The organism is Maritalea porphyrae, assembly GCF_030159895.1.
GTDB classification, from domain to species: domain Bacteria; phylum Pseudomonadota; class Alphaproteobacteria; order Rhizobiales; family Devosiaceae; genus Maritalea; species Maritalea porphyrae.
This window is the reverse complement of the sequence record NZ_BSNI01000002.1, coordinates 2443562-2462692: the sequence shown is the minus strand read 5'-3', so window position 1 is coordinate 2462692 and position 19131 is coordinate 2443562. Positions and strand designations below refer to the sequence as shown.

Here is a 19131-nt window from a genome sequence, read left to right as displayed (position 1 = left end):
AAGATTTAGGCGGAAGAAGTTAAGAACTCAACCGTTTAGGCGGCGTGCAACCGCCATCATCATCATCGCGTCGAAATCTTTGTCGTCGCGGATGGTTTCATAGTCGCGGGCTTCCACGACATATCCATGCTTGTCAGCAATCGCTTGATAGATCGGCAGGCGATGGCGCACGAGGGCAGCGAAGCCCCAAACGGCAAAATCGTCTGGGTCAACGTCAGTATCGTTTGAAATGTTTTTCTCGGCCTTATAGCGGCCCCAAGCGCTTTCAAGCATGTCAGGACTATAATACATCGGCTTCGGCGCTTTGACAAAGTTTGAGATGAGGCGCTGCTCATCTTCTTGTGTGCCGCGAATGTACAATAGGGCCGTGTGCTCAGTTACTGCTTTAAGCGCAGGGTCATTCGCATCATTCGGGTCAATCACTTCACAGAACGAACCTGAAGTATCGGCGATGAAGTGATCATAGCCATATATTTCGTGCGCGCGCTTGATGAAGTACCCAGTGTCTTGCAAAGCGGAAATCTCTGCAACGCGATGCTGCGCTTGCCGGCGCTGGAACTCTGCAAACGCTAAGCCATCTTTTTCCGGATTACCTGGTTGTCCCAAATAGGTGGAAAGCGGCGAGAGATTGTGAAACGTGATGTTTGAGCCGATATAGATGCTGTCTGACTTCAATAATCCCGCGAGAAACGGATCGCGCATGGCGCGGCGTTTGAAATTGTCGACAATATGCTCGCCCATATAGCGGGTGCCAATGCGATAATCGACTGAATAGTGGAACCAGCCGGAACGACGCAAATGTGTGGCCACCATGGTTTTGCCCACGCCTGACATACCAAAGGCGGTAACCGCTTTGCGCGGGCTTTCCTTATAGTCTTTGGCAGAAGCAAAAAGCATTTCAGACCTTTACTCAAAATTGATCCCACAAAGTGGGGCGAAACAACACTGAATTGCTCATAGCGGAGATTGTGGGTGCCCGCAAGCCAGACAATCTGTCATGGGTCTTGTGGGCAGCTAAGTGGGAAAATCTTGCCGCTTGCTGGGATGAATCTGCCGCTGTAGTGGCATCTCTCATGGTGAATAAGGACTTAAAACCATTTAAATCAACAGCTTATGGGTTTGGCATCCTAATTGCATTCTATTTGGCAATCGATGCGTGCGTCGTGATCAAAAGGAGAATGTAATGGGTATTTATGGTGCGTTGGCGACTGCCGTGACGGGGCTACAGGCTCAGTCCTTCGCGCTTGAGCATATTTCAGGCAATATCGCGAACTCTCAAACAACTGGCTATAAACGGATTGAAACAGACTTTGTCGATTTGATCCCAGATGCGCCATCAAAGCGGCAAATTGCCGGTGCGGTGTTGGCGCAATCACGCGCTACAAACGATGTGCAGGGCGATATTACGGTTGCTGACAGAAACACATATATGGCGATCAATGGCTCGGGTTTCTTTGTTGTTGAAAAGAAAATCGGTACCAATGATGGCAATGCGGTGTTTGGTGGAACCGACTTCTACACGCGTCGGGGTGATTTCGACGTTGATAAAGAGGGCTATTTGGTCAATGGCTCTTCTGCGTACTTGAAGGGGTTGCCGATTGACAGCAAAACCGGCAACGTTGCGGGTTCTGTGCCTGAGGTAATTAAACTCGACAACTCCTTCTTGCCTTCACAGCGTACAGCGGTTTTCAATTACCAATTGAACCTGCCACAACTGCCGAAAAACGCGGGTTATGATCCGGTCAACCCAAACTCGGAATTGATCGATGCAACTGCCTATAATGGTGGTTCGATTGATCCAAACATTGTTGCCGACGACAACGCCCTTTTCCTGGCGGATTCAATCGCCGGTGGCGCGATTACGGTTTACGCTGAAAACGGTGCGCCGGCTAACGTGCAACTTCGTTGGGCGAAGACAGATTCATACGCGAATGGTGGTTCGGATACTTGGAACCTATTTTACCAATTTGACGGTGATGCGGCTGGTACCAATCCGCAATGGAAGAATGTTGGCACAGACTATGTGTTTGGCACCAACGGTTCGCTTTCGCCGACTATTTCATCCGTGAACCTCACTGGTTTGGTGATTGACGGCATTACCATTGGTGATGTGTCATTGCTTCACGGTTCAAACGGCGTAACCCAATTTGCCGATGCAAACGGTACGGCCGAAGTGACCAAGCTTTCGCAAAACGGTTTCCCTGCTGGTGAATTTGTGTCGGTGGAGGTGAATAGTGAAGGGCGAATTGTTGCCAACTATTCGAATGGTAAAAAGGTTGAACTGGCACAAGTTGTGACGGCCAACTTTAATTCCGAGAACCAACTCAGACGGCATGATGGCGGTGTTTATTCTGCGACATCAGAATCTGGTGATGCGATCTTGGATATTGACGGCAAGGTGACCGGTGCGGCGCTTGAAAGCTCAAACACAGACATTTCTGAAGAGTTCACGAAACTGATTGTGACGCAGCAGGCTTATGCAGCGGGCACTCGGATTGTTTCGAGTGCGGATGAAATGCTGCAAGAAGCCCTCAATATGGTTCGATAAATGTTGGGCGCTTTTGCGCCCAACTGATGGCCCTTTGGGGTCGATTAGGTTTGTAACGGGATTACTATGGGATTAAGTGTAACACTTAGCAACGCTCTTGCTGGCATGGATATGAACCAGCGCGGTTTGACCATTGTGTCACGCAATGTGGCGAATGCGGGCACCCCTGGTTATCACCGTCAGAGCCTGACGCTGGTTGAAGATTTAGGTTCAAACAGCGTCAATGTCCGCGTTGCCAAGGTACAGCGCGCCTATGTGCAGGCCTTGGAAACGCAAACCCATCGTGAAACCAGTAAGATGGGTGCAATGGATGTCAAAGCTGGGTTTATGAACCAGCTTGATCAATTATTGGGCAAACCTGGCAGCATCAATTCGCTTGATTCACAACTGTCCAATCTAAGAGCCTCCTTTCAATCGCTGACGACAAGTCCAGAAGATTTTGTTGCGCGTTCGCAAGTTGTTGATCGCGCGCAGTCAATGGCTGAAACACTCAACTTCTTGTCTCGGTCTGTGCAGACCATGCGGGTTGAAGCGGAAAGCCAAATTTCGGTTCATGTTTCTGAGGTTAATCAGTACCTTTCGACGCTCGCAGATATCAACCAAGACCTGATGGACACGACGCGTGACGACGATACGCGTATTAGTGTGTTGGACGAACGGGATCGTTTGATTTCAAAAGTCTCAGAACTGGTCGATGTTACTGTGGACTATCGAGACGATGGCTCCGTTGCGTTGCATACCCGTTCGGGCGTTGGCCTGTTGGATGGCAAAGCATCGCAGTTTCAGTTTCAGACCGCTGGAAACCTGGCAGCGACGGCTCTGTATGACGCAGATCCTGCAAAATCTGGCGTTGGCGCCCTTACGATTGCGACACCGTCTGGCTTGGCGATGGATGTGGTTGCGCATGGCATATTGCACTCGGGCCGCATTGAATCGTTGCTTGAGCAGCGTGATAATACGCTGGTAACGGTCCAGAACCAGTTGGACGAAATTGCTTCTGGGCTTGCATTGGCTATGTCGACGGTTGAGACGGCTGGAAGTGCCGTTTCATCAGGCGGCGCTGATGGTTTCGACGTCGATGTTGCAAATATGCAGCCGGGCAATCATTTCACCGTCAAATATATGGAGGGTGGAACGCCAAAAACGGTGAATGTGGTTCGCGTTGATGACGCTACGAAGCTGCCAATGGATGAAACATCAGCGAATGGTGTGCGCACTATCGGGCTGGATTTCAGTGGTGGCATCGGTGCCGTCGCAACAGCGCTTAATGCCGCACTTGGGGCGGCTGTAACGGTTAGCAATCCGGCTGGATCAACTATTCGCATTCTTGATGATGGCGCTGGAAACACAACGGACATTAACAGCTTTAGTGCATTCCACACTGTGACCGCGGATCAAGGTGCCGGTGTTGGCCTATCCTTGTTCACCGATACTGGCGGAACAGTTTTTACTAACTCACTGGATGGTGTCTCGCAGAAACGCGGGTTTTCTTCACGTATTGCGGTTAATCAGTCTGTGGTTGCCGATAATACCTTGCTGGTCAAGCACACAGCGACAACTTCGATAGGCGATGCAACGCGACCAAACTATATGATTGATCAGCTTGCTGGGATGGAGTTTGTGGGCGCCACAACAGCTGACCAAGCCAGTGGCTTCTTTCGGGTATCCGGCAATGTTGAAAGTTTGGTCAAACAAACCTTGAACTTCCAGGGCAACATTATTTCGACCACGAACCAAGCGCATGCCAGCCAAGGCATTGTGATGGAGACGTTGGAAATGCGCGCTCAAGAAGCTTATGGCGTTGATATTGACGAGGAAATGGCAATGCTCCTGCAATTGCAAAATGCCTATTCAGCGAATGCACGGGTTGTGACGATTGCTAAAGAACTCGTTGAAACACTGATGCAGATATAGGGACGGATAAAGATGATTATCAATAACTCCATGTTTCCGGCCCAATTCAATTATCGCTCAATTGCGGATATGCGCAGCGATCTAAGTCGTTTGCAGCAACAATTGAGCACGGGCGAAAAGGCTCAAACTTTGTCTGAGCTTGGTGGTGATCGCGTTGTCGATATGACGTTGCGATCACGGCTGAGCTCGCTTTCCAGCTTCAAGCAAAATGTGGAGATGGTGAATATCCGCGTCAATTTCATGTCTACGACAATGGAGCGTATGGATGAAATTGAGGGCGCTGCTCGGGCGTCGGCGCAACAAGGAACCTATGAAATCAACGGCGTGAACATGACCGCTGCTCAGTATTTGGCTGAGACCCGAATGACTGAGCTGATTGATTTGATGAATAGCGAGCTCAATGGCCGGCATTTGTTTGGCGGCAACGAGACCGAAAACGATCCTGTTGCACAATATGATGCAATCATGAACGGTAAGGATGGCAAGGCAGGTTTTCGCACGGTAATGGCAGAGCGAAAGCTCGCTGATATGGGTGCTGCCAATATGGGCAGGTTGACTTCCGGTATTGCTGGCACAGCCGTGACTTTGTCTGAGGATGGAACCCATCCATTTGGCTTTAAGCTTGATACGCTAACATCTGATGGTGCTGCGGCAACGCTAACCGCGCCTGCAGGCGCTCCACCTTCGTTGACAGTGGATTTTGCAGCGCAACCCAATGATAATGAACGGATTTTTATTGGTTTGGATATGCCCGATGGACGCACTATCCAAATGGAAATGAAGGCGGTGGCTGGTCCGCCAACTGCAACCAATGAGTTCCAAATTGGCGGCACAACTGCGGCAACCGCTGCGAACTTTAAGGCATCAATGGATGCGAAAATCGCTGAGTTGACAAAGACAGACTTGGTGGCAGCCTCAGCATTCGCAGCTTCTGACAATTTCTTTGCAGCCAACGGTGAAACGGCGCAACGGGTCGATGGACCACCTTATGATACAGCGACAGCGCTGGTAGCTGCGACGGATGCTGATACGGTTATTTGGTATCAGGGGCAAAGCGACACAAATCCGCGCCAAACGGTTGATGCGCGGGTGGATGAAAACACTCGAGTTCACTATGGTGTTCAAGCCAACGAAGATGGTCCGACGCGGTTAATTCGGTCGCTTGCTGTTTTTGCGGCGGAAGGGTTTTCACCATCTGATCCGGACGCAAAGTTGAAATATCAATCGCTCAACAACGCCGTGCGCGACCGTTTGAGCGAAAACCACAATTCCGAAAAGGGATCGATTGAAGTGATCCAAATGGAGTTGGGACTGGCTAAAACGACAAACGGACGTATTCAAGAGCGTCAAACCCAGCAAAAAGCGATGCTGGACAATATGTTGGTGAACATCGAAGAGGCGCCCATTGAAGAAGTGGCGATGAAAATTCTCTCACTGCAAACGCGTATGCAGGCAAGCTATCAGACCGCTTCAATTGTAAGTAAACTGTCGCTGGTCAACTACGTTCAGTAGTCTTTGGGAAGTTTAACTAGGCAATAAAAAAGGCGAGGATCGGAACCGATCTCGCCTTTTATCTATTCAAGGAAATCTTTGCTTATTCAGCGGCTTGCGCCATCTGCGTGCGTAAGCCAGCTGCGAGTTCTTGATTGATGTTGATCAGAACCGCAAGCTTTTCAGGTGCCGGACGCGCCAAGACCGTGATGGTCTGGTTCATCACGAATATGCCGAGATTTGCCACATTTTGTTTGATGGCAATTGGCAGCGGGTTTTCATCTTTGGTAACTGAAGTCAAAAACACGGTCCAAAGCTTGCGATTGTAGGTGAGGGCACCTTCAAGTTCGCTTTGTTTGTTGTCCCAATCGTCTTTGATGCGCTGCAATTGTGCTGCGGATTTCGACAGAAGACTTGCCTCTAACTCACGAGGACTCGCCGTCTTTTTGGCTGTCTGTTGATACGCTGCTGCCGCCTGTTGTTGCATGCCCTAACAATTCCCGTTCATACTCAATGAGTTTCTTAGCCTTTTTCAAAGCTTTATACAGTGAACCCGTTAATATCTCATTATTTACCTCGTCAACCATGGCTACAGTCGACGGTGCGGCGCGCACAAAATCGTTCACTAAAGTGAAATAATCTTCCTGCACTTTTTCGATATCATCGTCCAAATACATCAGCTGAACAGCAAAATAGATCCGCTTTGCAGGGCTATCTGCCGTTTCAAATGTCAGGATGTCTTTTTCGCGTAAAATTGGCGAACGACCGGAGACGTAAAAGCGTGTGCGTTGGTCTGAATTGGTGATTACGCAATCACCAATAATCAGCTTTTCATTTGGCTTTAACTCAACTTTTAGCGCCATTTAGCTCATTCCTTTGCGTATCTTATTGGAAGAGACGCAGTACGTTTTGGTCGGCTTGTGATGCCATCGATAGGGCGGTTGAGGACAATTGCTGCCTTGTTTGCAAAGCAAGCATATTCGCGCCCTCTTCGTTACTATCTGCCAATGTCAACATGTCTGCGCCAATGAGCAGTGTGTTGATCATGTTCTTGGTGAAGTCCTTGCGGTTTTCAACCACCGTTAAGTTGGTACCAAACGTGGAAGCCTGACCGCGAAGCGTGTTCAACGCTTCGGTGATCGCAGACAAGGTGTTGTTGATTGCCGTATCGGTTTCAAAGCTACTTTGTACGTATCCTGAACCGGAAACCGTTGCCATGTTGGCGGTTGAATTTGTGTCATCGAGTGTGAAGTCAGCCCCACCTGCAGTTGTGATGGTCACTGTTGTGCCGTCGGTCGTCGCCGTTACGTCCTGCAAAGCGTTCAGTGACGCGATGATTTCAGCTGCGGTTGCGGATGCACCATATTCAATAGTGTGTGTTTTTGACCCAATCGTCAGTGTCAGCGTGTCACCTGCTTCGCGTCCAGCAATCAAGTTTGCTTCAGTTACTGTACCCGTTGAAACCGTGCCAACTGTGAGGTCCGGTAGTCCCAAAAGGCCTGAAGTATCGGTGAAGTCCACAGCACTGATGTTCAGTTTTGAGGTACTATCTTCGTTAAAGATTACCTGCAAATCGTTACCTGCACCGGCAAGCAAGTTTTTACCCGAATATCCCGAATCTTTAGCGACAGCTTCAATCTGTGCCAAAAGTTCGTTGTATTCTGCGGCATATTTTTGCCGGTCCGAAACAAGGTTGGACTGGTGCGCTTGATTGGCCTTGGCTTTGGCTGCTTCGACCAAATCTACGATTGTGGACATGCCCTGATCAGCCGCGCGAATGGTTTGAACAGCCTGACCCATAGAATCGAGCAATGTCGATAAGTCATTGGATCTATTGTTCAATCCCTGCGCAGTAAAGAATGAATTCGGGTTATCGAGGGCCGAGTTGACCTTTTTGCCCGTTGCCAAACGATCTTGTGTTCTGCCCAGAAGATCCGCGGTGCTTTGCAATGACAAAAGGTTCTGTCTTACGGATTGGGAGAGGGTGATGTCGGCCATGTCAAACCATCCTGGCTAAAAGTTAACAATTCTTGCGCTTTGATTCCTTGCGACAATGAATTGTTAACCTTACCGAAAGGTTAACGCTAGTCCAAAGTGAGTGTCAGAATGGGACGGGTGGGGGATTCATCTGTGCATAAAAAAACGGCCCGTTCCCACGGACCGTTTTCTGACCGAGCCTAGCGTGCCTACTATCCGAAGAGTCGTAGAACGTTTTGGTCTGCCTGAGATGCGAATGATAGGGATGTTGAGGACAGTTGCTGGCGTGTTTGCAATGCCAGCAAGTTCGCACCTTCCTCGTTGCTGTCAGCAAGGATCAGTTTACCTGCACCTTCTTCGAGCGTATTGATCAACCGTTTTGTGAAATCCTGGCGGTTTTCAACTACGGTTAGGTTTGTACCGAAGGTAGAAGCTTGTGAGCGAAGCGTCCCAAGCGCCGACGTCAAGCTTTTCAGCGTGTTATCAATTCCGGTATCAGTATCGAAGCTACTGGCGACAAATCCAGAACCGCTGACAGTTGAAAGGTTGCTGCCTGTCACATTATCGTCCAGCGTAATTTCGCCCGCTGTTGATGTGATTGTGACGGTTGTTCCATCTGTTGATGCTGTTACATCTTGGATGGCGTTGATTGCTGCAACAACTTCTTCCGTTGTGGTGCCAGCACTATAGTCGATGCTGTGCGTTGTAGAGCCTAGCGTCAATGTAAGCGTGTCACCAGCTTCGTCACCAGCTTCTAGGTTTGCTTCGGTTACCGTTGCGGTTGAAACAACACCAAGTGTTAGGTCAGAAAGGCCAAGCGCGCCTGATGTGTCTGTGTAGTCAACTGCGGTAACACCGAGCTTTGATGTACCAGTTTCATTAAACACAACAGAAAGGTCGTTGGCTGTGCCGCCGCCCAGCAGGTTTTTGCCAGAATAACCTGCGTCTTTTGCAAGTGCTTCGATTTGACCAAGAAGGTCGTTGTATTCTGAAGCGTACCGGCGACGATCTGTGTTGCTGGAAGATTGAAGCGCTTGGTTGGCTTTACCTTTTGCAGCCTCAACCAGTTTAGTGATTGATTGGATGCCTTCATCCGCCGCTTTGAGCGTTTGAATTGACTGACCCATATCATCAAGCAAACCACTGAGATCTGACGCACGGTTGTTGAGCGCAGATGCGGTGAAGAATGAGTTGGGGTTATCAAGGGCGGAGTTTACTTTGAGGCCGGTTGCCAGTCGATTTTGGGTATTCGACATCAAGTCCGCTGTGGATTGCAGCGAGAGCAAGTTTTGGCGTACGGCCGCTGAAAGATGAATCATCTCAGACATTATTTTTCCTCTTCTAGGCTATACAAGAACCCCATTCTGGGGCCTTGATTAGAGGATGAATGATTATGCCTAATGAAAGGTTAATGAACTTGCATAATGCGAATATCGGTGTTGCAAAATGCGAGAATTGTTAAAAATCAACATGTTAAAACAGTAAGGGCGGATCAAATGACCCGCCCTTTGAATGAAGATATGCTCTTTTGTTAAAACAGTCTGAGCACATTTTGGTCCGCCTGGGAGGCAAATGAGAGGGAGGTGGACGATAGTTGTTGCCTTGTTTGCAACGCCAACAGATTCGCGCCCTCTTTGTTGGTATCGGCTAAGGTGAGTTTGCCCGCGCCTTCCTCAAGTGTGTTGATTAGTGAATTGGTGAAGCTCTGGCGGTTTTCAACAACTGTCAGGTTGGTGCCAAATGTGGATGCTTGCGAGCGCAGCGCGCTGAGCGCGTCATTGAGCTGACCAAGTGTTTCATTGATGAGTTGGTCGGTTGCAAAGCTGCCAGCCGTTGCCGCAACATAGTTTGACGTGGTTTTGGTCGCCAAGTTCCCGCCAGATAGATCGTTGTCATCGATAATGATGTCATCATGATCATAGGTGATCGTTACGCTTTGTGCGCCCATGTTCCAAGTTGCCGACAGACCATCAATGCCTGCGCTGTTGATGGCGTTTGCTGTTAGCATAGCCGTGCCGTTCTCAGAAGCACCTTGGCTGAGTGGAATGCTGTTCGAAAGCGTGTCACCGCTCGCTGTTTGAATGGTCAGCGCGTCATCATCTGCCCAAGCGGTTGCGGCGTGGAGTTCTGCGCCGGATATTGTTACTGACGCGGACGTGCCACTAACTGGGGCTGCCTGTCGGGCAAGCCCAAGGCTGCCGCTGTCAGAAATGTCAGTATAGTCAACTGCGGTAACGTTTAGTTTGCTATCGCCAAGCTCGTTGAAGATAACAGCTAGGTCATTCCCTGCGCCTGCAAGAAGGTTTTTGCCTTTATAGTCGGCATCGCTTGCCAGGGCTTCAATCTGGCCAAGTAATTCGTTGTACTCGGTCGCGTATCGAGCGCGATCGGTCGTGTCGGATGACTGTAGAGCTTGGTTGGCTTTGCCTTTGGCTGCCTCAACAAGTTTTGTAATGGCTTGAATGCCCTCATCAGCAGCCTTTAGGGTCTGAACAGATTGTCCCATGTCGTCCAACAGCCCTCTTAGATCGGAAGACCTTTGGTTGAGGGAAGATGCTGTGAAAAATGAGCTTGGATTGTCCAGTGCAGAATTTACCTTCAATCCTGTAGCAAGGATGTTCTGGGTTTTGGACATCATGTCTGCAGTTGCCTGAAGCGAAGACAGATTTTGCCGGACGGCGGAAGACAACTGAATACTAGACATAGGCACCAAATTCTAAGGCGTGAATCGCTCATTCTGAGCTTGTTAAGTATCGAATATATTTGGCTGGTTAATAGAGTGTTAATCGACGTAAAAAGTCGTGCAGAAACAGCTGCTTAACTGGCATGTTTATTAAGGTGTGGATTGCTTGGGTTGAAGGCTCGATAAACGAAAAAGGCGGACCAGATGGCCCGCCTGATGGAAATTGTTGTTGCGACTAGACTTAGAACAACCGCAATACGTTCTGATCCGCTTGTGAAGCGAATGACAATGACGTCGAAGACAATTGCTGCCTTGTTTGCAATGCAAGCAAGTTCGCGCCTTCTTCGTTAGTGTCTGCCAATGTGAGCTTGCCCGCGCCTTCTTCCAAAGTATTGGTAAGACGTGTGGTAAAATCTTGACGGTTTTCAACAACCGTAAGGTTTGTACCGAACGTAGACGCTTGTGAGCGAAGGGTGCTCAAAGCAGATGTCAATGATGTCAGCGATGCGTTGATCCCGGCATCTGTATCAAACGAGTTTGCCACATAACCAGAGCCACTGACTGTCGCCAAGTTTGCAGTGGTGTTGGTATCATCGATTGATATCTCACCATAGGCCGACGTCACAGTCATTGTTGTGCCGTCTGTTGATGCTGAGACGCCATCCAATGCTGTAAGTGCGGTGACAACATCTTCAGTTGTTGTGCCAGCACCATAAGCAATTGTGCCGACAACTGTGCCACCAACGGTAACAGAAAGCGTATCGCCAGCTTCATCGCCAGCTTCCAAGTTTGCCTCGGTTACTGTCGCAGTTGAAACGGTGTGTGTTGTTAGATCAGAAAGACCCAACGCACCCGTCGTATCTGTGTAATCTACTGCAGAAACCGACAGTTTGGACGTGCCTGTTTCATTGAACACAACTGATAGATCGTTGCCCGTACCTGCAAGCAAGTTCTTGCCAGAATAGCCTGCATCTTTCGCCAACGATTCAATTTGCGACAGCAATTCATTATACTCATTTGAATATTTGCGGCGATCGTCAGTGGAAGAAGACTGTAGGGCTTGGTTAGCCTTACCTTTGGCAGCTTCAACTAATTTGGTGATGGATTGGATGCCTTCATCGGCAGCCTTTAGGGTTTGCACCGCTTGGCCCATATCGTCGAGCAATGCACCAAGGTCGGAGGACCTATTGTTTAGTGCTGAGGCGGTGAAAAATGAACCGGGATTATCGAGGGCGCTGTTGACTTTCAGGCCTGTTGCTAATCGGTTCTGTGTTTTTGACATCAAGTCAGCGGTATTCTGCAAAGAGAGCAGATTTTGACGCACCGCGGACGATAGATGTATCATATCAGCCATATACTTATTTCCTTTCCTAGGAAATTAACCCCTATTCTAGGGGTATAAACTCCAGCATACCGTTGAAAGACTAACTCGGCATTAACGATAATGCTACGAAACCATGGGTTCTATCGGCGTGTATTTTACGTCGATAGAACAGCTCTATTGTTTACTTACTACCCTAGAATAGTCGGAGAACGTTTTGGTCCGCTTGTGAAGCGAACGAAAGCGATGTTGATGACAGTTGCTGGCGCGTTTGCAACGCCAGCAAGTTAGCACCTTCTTGGTTGGTGTCTGCCAGCGTTAGCTTGCCTGCGCCTTCCTCGAGCGTGTTTATCAATCGGTTGGTGAAGTTCTGACGGTTCTCGACAACTGTCAGGTTCGTACCAAACGTGGACGCTTGTGAACGCAAGGTGTTCAGCGCCGAAGTCAGGCTTGATAGAGATGTATTGATGCCGGAATCTGCATCAAAGCTACTTGCGACAAAGCCCGAACCGCTAACGGTTGTCAGGTTGCTACCAGTGACGTTGTCATCCAACGTAATTTCACCAGCAGACGACGTGATTGTCACCGTTGTACCATCTGTTGAAGCAGACACATCAGCAATGGCGTTGATGGCCGCTACCACTTCTTCAGTTGTTGTGCCTGCGCTGTAGTCGATTGAGTGAGTTGTTGAACCTAAAGTGAGGGTCAATGTGTCGCCAGCTTCGTCGCCAGCTTCCAAGTTTGCTTCAGTAACGGTTGCCGTTGAGACTGTTCCAGTTGTTAGGTCAGACAGACCCAACGCGCCAGTCGTGTCGGTATAGTCAACAGCAGATACAGAGAGTTTTGACGTGCCAACTTCATTAAAGACCACTGAGAGATCGTTGCCAGTACCAGCAAGGAGGTTCTTGCCCGAATAGCCTGCATCTTTCGCCAAAGTCTCGATTTGAGAAAGCAGTTCATTGTACTCAGTCGCATACTTGCGACGGTCGTCGTTTGAAGAGGACTGCAAAGCTTGGTTTGCCTTGCCTTTTGCCGCTTCAACAAGCTTGGTGATGGATTGAATACCTTCATCTGCCGCTTTCAACGTTTGCACCGCTTGGCCCATATCATCTAGCAGAGCGCCAAGGTCAGAGCCGCGGTTATTTAGCGACGAGGCAGTGAAAAAAGACCCAGGATTATCAAGGGCGGAATTGACCTTGAGGCCCGTGGCGAGCCGGTTCTGGGTTTTGGACATCAGGTCCGCAGTATTCTGCAACGAAAGCAGATTTTGACGCACTGCGGCTGACAAATGAATCATTTCAGACATTACTCAAATCCTTTTCTAGGAACGCACCTCTACATTCTGTAAAGGCTTATTAACCATATCAGAAAATGACTAACGTCAATTTAAGTTACTGTTAAATAAGCATTAAAAAAGGCGGATCCGAAGACCCGCCCATTTGGAGCTGTTTTTGTTGTTCTTGGTTTAGAACAAACGCAACACGTTTTGGTCCGCTTGTGAGGCGAATGAAAGTGATGTCGAAGACAGTTGCTGACGTGTTTGCAACGCTAGCAAGTTCGCACCCTCTTGGTTTGTGTCGGCCAATGTGAGCTTGCCCGCACCTTCTTCCAAAGTGTTGATCAACCGGTTTGTGAAGCTTTGACGGTTTTCAACAACGGTGAGGTTTGTACCAAAGGTGGACGCTTGTGAGCGCAGTGTGTTCAACGCTGAGGTGAGGCTCGATAGTGAAGTGTTGATGCCAGAATCTGCATCAAAGCTACTTGCAACGAAACCTGAACCGCTAACCGTTGACAAGTTGCTGCCAGTCACATTGTCATCAAGGGTGATTTCACCAGCAGATGAAGTGATGGTAACAGTTGTGCCGTCAGTCGAAGCTGAAACATCAGCAATTGCGTTGATGGCTGCTACAACTTCTTCAGTTGTGGTGCCTGCGCTGTAGTCGATTGAGTGAGTTGTTGAACCCAAAGTGAGGGTCAATGTATCACCTGCTTCGTCGCCAGCTTCAAGGTTGGCTTCAGTAACTGTTGCTGTAGACACAGTGCCAGTTGTTAGGTCCGCAAGGCCCAACGCACCAGTTGTGTCCGTGTAGTCAACAGCTGAAACTGACAGTTTTGATGTGCCTGTTTCATTGAAAACAACTGACAGATCGTTGCCTGTACCGGCAAGAAGGTTCTTGCCAGAATAGCCAGCGTCTTTCGCCAATGTCTCGATTTGAGAAAGCAGTTCATTGTACTCAGTCGCATACTTGCGACGGTCGTCGTTTGAAGAGGACTGCAAAGCTTGGTTAGCTTTACCTTTTGCCGCTTCAACAAGCTTGGTGATGGATTGAATACCTTCATCCGCAGCTTTAAGCGTTTGGACCGCTTGGCCCATATCATCCAAAAGGCCGCCCAAGTCAGATGCGCGGTTGTTCAATGATGACGCTGTAAAGAATGAACCAGGATTATCAAGGGCAGAGTTCACCTTGAGGCCAGTTGCAAGGCGGTTTTGTGTCTTAGACATCAGGTCTGCGGTATTCTGCAAGGAGAGCAGGTTCTGGCGTACTGCAGCCGACAGATGAATCATTTCAGACATGTACTAATTTCCTTTTCTAGGGATACTCAGTTCCTTCCTGGAACCAGTCCTTAAAAAATGCCCCATTATGGCTAATGAGAAGTTAATAGGAAAAATTACGTACAAAAAAAGCGGGCCGGGGCCCGCTTTTCCTAGAAATTCTGTGCGCTTTATTAAAGCAAACGCAACACGTTTTGGTCGGCTTGAGAAGCAAAAGACAATGAAGTCGATGCCAATGTTTGCCGTGTTTGAAGGGCAAGAAGATTCGCGCCTTCTTCGTTGGTGTCGGCCAAGGTTAGCTTGCCTGCACCTTCTTCCAACGTGTTGATCATTGACTTTGTAAAGTCCTGACGGTTTTCAACAACGGTTAGGTTTGTACCGAATGTTGAAGCCTGAGAACGCAACGTACCCAAGGCGTTAGTCAAGTTTGTCAATGTTGAGTTGATTGATGCATCAGTGTCGAATGTACCAGCCGCAAAACCTGTACCGCTTACAGTTGTAAGGTTTGCAGTGGTGTCAGTGTCGTCAAGAGTGATTTCACCAGCTGACGAAGTGATCGTCATTGTTGTGCCATCAGTGGTAGCTGATACGTCTTCAATCGCGTTGATTGCAGCCATAACGTCTTCAGTCGTTGTGCCAGCACCGTATGCAATTGAGTGGTTTGTTGAGCCTAAGGTTAGGGTCAATGTGTCACCAGCTTCGTCGCCAGCTTCAAGGTTCGCTTCAGTTACTGTTGCAGTTGATGAAGTACCAACTGTCAAATCAGAAAGACCCAAGGCGCCTGAAGTGTCTGTGTAATCAACCGCTGAGACTGACAACTTAGAAGAACCAGACTCGTTGAACACCACTGACAAATCGTTGCCAGAGCCGCCAAGCAAGTTTTTACCTGAGTATCCACTATCTTTCGCCAATGTTTCGATTTGCGAAAGCAGTTCGTTATACTCGCCAGCATATTTGCGACGGTCATCATTTGAAGATGATTGTAGAGCTTGGTTTGCCTTCGCTTTAGCCGCTTCAGCAAGTTTTGTAATCGCCTGAATACCTTCGTCAGCCGCTTTAAGCGTCTGAACCGCTTGGCCCTGATCATCAAGAAGTGATGAAAGGTCGGAAGCGCGAGAATTCAGTGATTGGGCTGTAAAGAATGAACCTGGATTGTCCAAAGCTGAGTTAACCTTCAAACCAGTCGAAAGACGGTTCTGGGTTTTGCTCAACATGTCAGCAGTGCCCTGAAGGGCGGTTAGGTTTTGCCGTACGGCAGATGATAGTTGAATAGCCATGATACTAAATACTCCATTCTGGCTGTCAAACGAGCCTTTCTGGCCCGCGTATAACCTGGGTCAACACCAACTAAGTGTTTTCTCCAGCATGGCACCCATAAAGCCCGGCTCGACTGAATCAAACCTTAACAAGGCAGTTAGGGGCGTTTTTAGGGTTAATAGAGGGTTAGCTCCTTTCGTTTAACTGATTGATTTATTTGAGTTGTTCGAGCATGTTCATTTCGCTGGGTGAGGGCACCCATTGCCTATTGATCATGCGTGGGAAATCGATGTGCGCACCGTGGCTCTCGCCATCACCGCGTTGCTTAGCGCTTGCGGCCAAAGAGGCTTCAAAAAGCAAGCTTGCCGGTGCTTCGGGGCCAACGAGTTTTGGATACTCTTTGACTGACTTGTCAGCGACAGCGTTGACTTTATTTGGAGCAGGTGGTGCAGCGTTCGCATCACTTGCTGGTGCATTTGTAGCAGCAGCATCAGGTTTACTGTAATGTTCGCCTTTAACACTGGCATTGCCAGTACTAAGTGCTCCACCTTGAAAACCGGCTGCGGACTCAATTCTGAGGGTCACGGGTCTTCTCCATTGAAAAATTGGCCTTCTGGTCAACTTTCAGTATGGAGTACCCGTGTTTAGATGAGGTGATTTGAATTGGTGTAAATTAATTCAAATTGAAACTAAAGCGTTGTGTTTATTGAAACGCCTTTAACTGATGCCGCTTGTCCCGCTGTGCCGCGCCCGGTGTTCCCGTAGGCTGCTGTCTGGCTGGATTGTCCGAGTTGGTTGGCAACGCTTGATACGATTTCTTCGGTCAAAGATTTAGCGGTGGCAAGCACGCGCAGATTTTCGGCCATCTGCGTAGCGAGCGCTGTTTGACCCTGCTGTAGCTTTTGCAACAAATGGGGTGCTTGTTTTTTGATTTCCGCCGCATTTGCTTGGATTGAGCGTGCCAGCCCGACATATTTTTGGGCCAATTCGGCCTTTTCTGCCGCCAATTCACTGGCTTCCACCAGTTTGCCTGCACGTAGTAGCGTGGTTTCGTTGTTGGTGACATCAACCAAAGCCCTAAGGGCAACGTCAGCATCCGCACAGACTTGCTCTGGGTTTTCGGGCATCGGAAGTTTCTTTGCGTTGGCTAGTGCTTGAGCGCGTATTTGTTGTGGGGTCATTTCTGGTAAGCTCCAGCAGGTGGGGTTGCATATTGTTGGGAAACGGCGGCCTGTGTATCAATGAGGTCGCGCAAAATACTATCTGACAGGCCAATGCCGCCAGCGCGTGCGATGTTGTTGGCAAATTCGCTTGCTTGCATGCCGCGCCAAGTTTCTTCGCCATATCCGCCGCCAAATGGGCCTTCTGTGTCGACACTTGAAGCAACCTGAGAAAGCAGGGTGTTCAAAAACACACCTTCGAGTTCCACGGCTTTGCTTTTAAGCTGATTGAAGGTTTGCTCTGGCATATGGGCCGGACGTTCTACCGGTATATGAATTGTAGAGTAAGCCATTACATGACCTCGATTTCTGCCTGCAACGCACCTGCAGATTTTATCGCTTGCAATATGGCGATGAGGTCTCGCGGTGAAATGCCTAGCGCGTTCAATCCGTCGACCAGCTCCTGCAATGTGACGCCTTCTTCAACGAGCGCGAGTTTGCTGTCGACTTGTTCTACGTCAACTTCTGTTCTGGGCAGCACAACGGTTTCACCCAAAGTGAGTGGGTTGGGTTGATTTGCTTCTGGTGTCTCGGTGATTGTGACGGTTAGGTTGCTCTGCGCGACGGCAACTGTGGACACGCGAACCTCGCGACCCATCACAATAATGCCAGAGTTCTCGTCGATTACAATCTTTGCAGTCTGGTCTGGAGTGACCACAAGCTGTTCAATGTCTGTCACTAGATCAACAATGTTGCCGTTGAAGCCACGTGGCAGAGTGAGTTCAACCGTTGCATTATCCACTGGAACTGCTGTTGGCATGCCGATGAGATTGTTGATGGCGAGCGCAATGCGGCGAGATGTTGTGAAATCTGGATTGCGCAGCGCCAAGCGCACAGAACGGCGCGAACCGAGAGCGAAATTCACTTCACGTTCAATAATAGCGCCTGACGAAATTCTTCCGGTGGTTGGAACGCCTGAAACGATGGATGCGCCATCACCACTCGCTTGGAAGCCATTAATTGCAACCTGGCCTTGCGCGATGGCATAGACTTCGCCGTCAGCGCCCATCAACGGGGTAACGAGTAGTGTACCACCTTGCAGGCTCTTTGAGTCGCCTAAAGCGGCAACATTTACGTCTATGCGTGAGCCTTGCGACGCAAATGCGGGCAGGTTGGCTGTTACCATCACTGCTGCGACGTTTGCGGTCCGCATGTTTGTGCCCAGCGTGTTAACGCCCATGCGTTCAAGCATGGCTTGTAAGCTCTGCTTGGTGAAAGGTGAGTTGTTAAGCCCGTCACCGGTGCCGTTTAGACCAACAACAAGGCCATAACCAACAAGTTGGTTCTCGCGGACGCCCTCAATATCAACAATGTCTTTGATCCGGGCGGCATAGGATGGCGCAACCAATGTTGCAGCTAGTCCAGCTAGGCCGATCATGAGAACTATGAATTTGCTCAGTTTAGTCATCAAATTCCCCAATTGCTTTGGTGTTTGGTACGCTCCCCAGCGCAATGCACACCATCGATGACAAATATAATGCCAGTATCGTGCCAGATTTGCGTTTGATGTAAGTTATTGAAGTAGTTGGGTAATTTTAGAGCAAAATCGTTCGATAAGATTTTAGAGGAAAAAATTGCCTATTCTTGGTAAGTGGTAAGTGATTTGTGGTAAATTTTGCCTAGTGCCTGATTTGATTATTGAGCGGCACAGATAAAGAAGAGAGCACAGATGCGCATTACGGATGCAAATCGGATAAACAGCCCCGCCAAGAAGTCTGCGAAAAAAGCGGGCAAGGCAGGTGATGGTGCATTTTCGGTTCGCCAAGAAGAATCTTCTCCCAAACAAACCGAAGCGACGTCACAAAGTCAGGATGTGGGCGGGATTGATGCTTTGTTGGCGTTGCAAGCTGTAGAAGATCCGACATTTGCCCGCAAAAAGGCGATAAAGCGGGGGCATGATTTGCTGGATGGTTTGGAGCAAATCAAAACGGATCTATTGGTTGGACAAATTTCCGAATCTCGGCTCAACAACATGCTCAATTTGGTTACAAAAGCGCGTGGAAACCTGGACCCGACACTAGATTCACTGATTGATGATATTGAATTGCGTGTTCGAGTCGAACTAGCAAAGTTCAACAAATTCTGATGGTTACCTGATTTTCAAAGTAAAATTCGGAACTTCATATTTATGTCACACACAATCCTTAACTGCTGCGCAACAAACTC

Annotated in this window: 19 protein-coding genes; 5 read left to right on the top strand and 14 right to left on the bottom strand. The window is 48.9% G+C overall.

All coding sequences use genetic code 11. The features are described 5' to 3' along the window. Positions 1–27: 27 nt before the first annotated feature. The gene (locus QQL65_RS15545) at positions 28–897 is read right to left on the bottom strand and encodes an ATPase (RefSeq protein ID WP_284365953.1); all 870 of its coding nucleotides are present in this window, start codon (positions 895–897) and stop codon (positions 28–30) included. 32 nt (positions 898–929) lie between these two features. Here QQL65_RS15545 and QQL65_RS15540 point away from each other — a divergent pair, with 32 nt between their 5' ends. The 4 genes from QQL65_RS15540 (at position 930) to QQL65_RS15525 (ending at position 5974) form a co-directional block, all read left to right on the top strand. Further along, the gene (locus QQL65_RS15540) at positions 930–1184 is read left to right on the top strand and encodes a hypothetical protein (RefSeq protein ID WP_284365952.1); all 255 of its coding nucleotides are present in this window, start codon (positions 930–932) and stop codon (positions 1182–1184) included. Next, positions 1184–2548, top strand: coding sequence for a flagellar hook protein FlgE (locus tag QQL65_RS15535; RefSeq protein WP_284365951.1), 1365 nt, complete (start codon positions 1184–1186; stop codon positions 2546–2548). The genes QQL65_RS15540 and QQL65_RS15535 overlap by 1 nt, the downstream gene beginning before the upstream one ends. A 66-nt stretch (positions 2549–2614) precedes the next feature. Further along, positions 2615–4462 (top strand): flagellar hook-associated protein FlgK, encoded by a 1848-nt coding sequence (gene flgK / locus QQL65_RS15530; protein ID WP_284365950.1) that lies wholly within the window; start codon positions 2615–2617, stop codon positions 4460–4462. 12 nt (positions 4463–4474) lie between these two features. Then, the gene (locus QQL65_RS15525) at positions 4475–5974 is read left to right on the top strand and encodes a flagellin N-terminal helical domain-containing protein (protein WP_284365949.1); all 1500 of its coding nucleotides are present in this window, start codon (positions 4475–4477) and stop codon (positions 5972–5974) included. Positions 5975–6056: 82 nt separating this feature from the next. Here the strand turns inward: QQL65_RS15525 and flaF are convergent, their stop codons facing one another. The 13 genes from flaF to QQL65_RS15460 all read right to left on the bottom strand — a co-directional run bounded on the left by flaF (position 6057) and on the right by QQL65_RS15460 (position 18373). Then, complete coding sequence (flaF, locus tag QQL65_RS15520; protein ID WP_284365948.1) at positions 6057–6440, bottom strand: flagellar biosynthesis regulator FlaF; 384 nt, start codon at positions 6438–6440, stop codon at positions 6057–6059. Further along, positions 6379–6816 carry a flagellar biosynthesis repressor FlbT gene (gene flbT / locus QQL65_RS15515; RefSeq protein ID WP_284365946.1) on the bottom strand — a complete coding sequence of 146 codons (438 nt, stop codon included), beginning with the start codon at positions 6814–6816 and terminating at the stop codon, positions 6379–6381. The genes flaF and flbT overlap by 62 nt, the downstream gene beginning before the upstream one ends. A 22-nt stretch (positions 6817–6838) precedes the next feature. After that, on the bottom strand, positions 6839–7951 hold the full coding sequence (locus QQL65_RS15510) for a flagellin N-terminal helical domain-containing protein (RefSeq protein ID WP_284365944.1): 1113 nt from the start codon (positions 7949–7951) through the stop codon (positions 6839–6841). A 191-nt stretch (positions 7952–8142) separates the two neighbouring features. Continuing rightward, a complete protein-coding gene (locus QQL65_RS15505) occupies positions 8143–9258 on the bottom strand; it encodes a flagellin N-terminal helical domain-containing protein (RefSeq protein ID WP_284365943.1) in 1116 nt (371 codons plus the stop codon). Between the two features lie 203 nt (positions 9259–9461). Beyond that, on the bottom strand, positions 9462–10634 hold the full coding sequence (locus QQL65_RS15500; RefSeq protein ID WP_284365942.1) for a flagellin N-terminal helical domain-containing protein: 1173 nt from the start codon (positions 10632–10634) through the stop codon (positions 9462–9464). A gap of 220 nt (positions 10635–10854) precedes the next feature. Continuing rightward, positions 10855–11967, bottom strand: coding sequence for a flagellin (locus QQL65_RS15495; RefSeq protein ID WP_284365941.1), 1113 nt, complete (start codon positions 11965–11967; stop codon positions 10855–10857). A 163-nt stretch (positions 11968–12130) separates the two neighbouring features. Then, complete coding sequence (locus QQL65_RS15490; RefSeq protein ID WP_284365939.1) at positions 12131–13240, bottom strand: flagellin; 1110 nt, start codon at positions 13238–13240, stop codon at positions 12131–12133. 159 nt (positions 13241–13399) lie between these two features. Continuing rightward, a complete protein-coding gene (locus QQL65_RS15485) occupies positions 13400–14509 on the bottom strand; it encodes a flagellin (protein ID WP_284365937.1) in 1110 nt (369 codons plus the stop codon). Between the two features lie 152 nt (positions 14510–14661). Next, on the bottom strand, positions 14662–15765 hold the full coding sequence (locus QQL65_RS15480; RefSeq protein ID WP_379863180.1) for a flagellin: 1104 nt from the start codon (positions 15763–15765) through the stop codon (positions 14662–14664). Positions 15766–15958: 193 nt separating this feature from the next. Beyond that, complete coding sequence (locus QQL65_RS15475) at positions 15959–16330, bottom strand: hypothetical protein (protein ID WP_284365934.1); 372 nt, start codon at positions 16328–16330, stop codon at positions 15959–15961. A 104-nt stretch (positions 16331–16434) separates the two neighbouring features. Next, the gene (locus QQL65_RS15470) at positions 16435–16926 is read right to left on the bottom strand and encodes a hypothetical protein (RefSeq protein WP_284365932.1); all 492 of its coding nucleotides are present in this window, start codon (positions 16924–16926) and stop codon (positions 16435–16437) included. Continuing rightward, positions 16923–17258, bottom strand: a complete 336-nt coding sequence (locus QQL65_RS15465; RefSeq protein ID WP_284365930.1) for a rod-binding protein — start codon at positions 17256–17258, stop codon at positions 16923–16925. The genes QQL65_RS15470 and QQL65_RS15465 overlap by 4 nt, the downstream gene beginning before the upstream one ends. Then, complete coding sequence (locus tag QQL65_RS15460; RefSeq protein WP_379863182.1) at positions 17258–18373, bottom strand: flagellar basal body P-ring protein FlgI; 1116 nt, start codon at positions 18371–18373, stop codon at positions 17258–17260. The genes QQL65_RS15465 and QQL65_RS15460 overlap by 1 nt, the downstream gene beginning before the upstream one ends. Before the next feature lie 261 nt (positions 18374–18634). Between QQL65_RS15460 and QQL65_RS15455 the strand changes: the two genes are divergently transcribed. Continuing rightward, complete coding sequence (locus tag QQL65_RS15455; RefSeq protein ID WP_284365929.1) at positions 18635–19051, top strand: flagellar assembly protein FliX; 417 nt, start codon at positions 18635–18637, stop codon at positions 19049–19051. Positions 19052–19131: the final 80 nt, after the last annotated feature.

Bases quoted from the DNA above. Each gene is read 5' to 3' on its own strand.
- QQL65_RS15545 (WP_284365953.1), bottom strand. From the start codon at position 897: ATGCTTTTTGCTTCTGCCAAAGACTATAAGGAAAGCCCGCGCAAAGCG.
- QQL65_RS15535 (WP_284365951.1), top strand. From the start codon at position 1,184: ATGGGTATTTATGGTGCGTTGGCGACTGCCGTGACGGGGCTACAGGCT.
- flgK (WP_284365950.1), top strand. From the start codon at position 2,615: ATGGGATTAAGTGTAACACTTAGCAACGCTCTTGCTGGCATGGATATG.
- QQL65_RS15525 (WP_284365949.1), top strand. From the start codon at position 4,475: ATGATTATCAATAACTCCATGTTTCCGGCCCAATTCAATTATCGCTCA.
- flaF (WP_284365948.1), bottom strand. From the start codon at position 6,440: ATGCAACAACAGGCGGCAGCAGCGTATCAACAGACAGCCAAAAAGACG.
- flbT (WP_284365946.1), bottom strand. From the start codon at position 6,816: ATGGCGCTAAAAGTTGAGTTAAAGCCAAATGAAAAGCTGATTATTGGT.
- QQL65_RS15510 (WP_284365944.1), bottom strand. From the start codon at position 7,951: ATGGCCGACATCACCCTCTCCCAATCCGTAAGACAGAACCTTTTGTCA.
- QQL65_RS15505 (WP_284365943.1), bottom strand. From the start codon at position 9,258: ATGTCTGAGATGATTCATCTTTCAGCGGCCGTACGCCAAAACTTGCTC.
- QQL65_RS15500 (WP_284365942.1), bottom strand. From the start codon at position 10,634: ATGTCTAGTATTCAGTTGTCTTCCGCCGTCCGGCAAAATCTGTCTTCG.
- QQL65_RS15495 (WP_284365941.1), bottom strand. From the start codon at position 11,967: ATGGCTGATATGATACATCTATCGTCCGCGGTGCGTCAAAATCTGCTC.
- QQL65_RS15490 (WP_284365939.1), bottom strand. From the start codon at position 13,240: ATGTCTGAAATGATTCATTTGTCAGCCGCAGTGCGTCAAAATCTGCTT.
- QQL65_RS15485 (WP_284365937.1), bottom strand. From the start codon at position 14,509: ATGTCTGAAATGATTCATCTGTCGGCTGCAGTACGCCAGAACCTGCTC.
- QQL65_RS15480 (WP_379863180.1), bottom strand. From the start codon at position 15,765: ATGGCTATTCAACTATCATCTGCCGTACGGCAAAACCTAACCGCCCTT.
- QQL65_RS15470 (WP_284365932.1), bottom strand. From the start codon at position 16,926: ATGACCCCACAACAAATACGCGCTCAAGCACTAGCCAACGCAAAGAAA.
- QQL65_RS15465 (WP_284365930.1), bottom strand. From the start codon at position 17,258: ATGGCTTACTCTACAATTCATATACCGGTAGAACGTCCGGCCCATATG.
- QQL65_RS15460 (WP_379863182.1), bottom strand. From the start codon at position 18,373: ATGACTAAACTGAGCAAATTCATAGTTCTCATGATCGGCCTAGCTGGA.
- QQL65_RS15455 (WP_284365929.1), top strand. From the start codon at position 18,635: ATGCGCATTACGGATGCAAATCGGATAAACAGCCCCGCCAAGAAGTCT.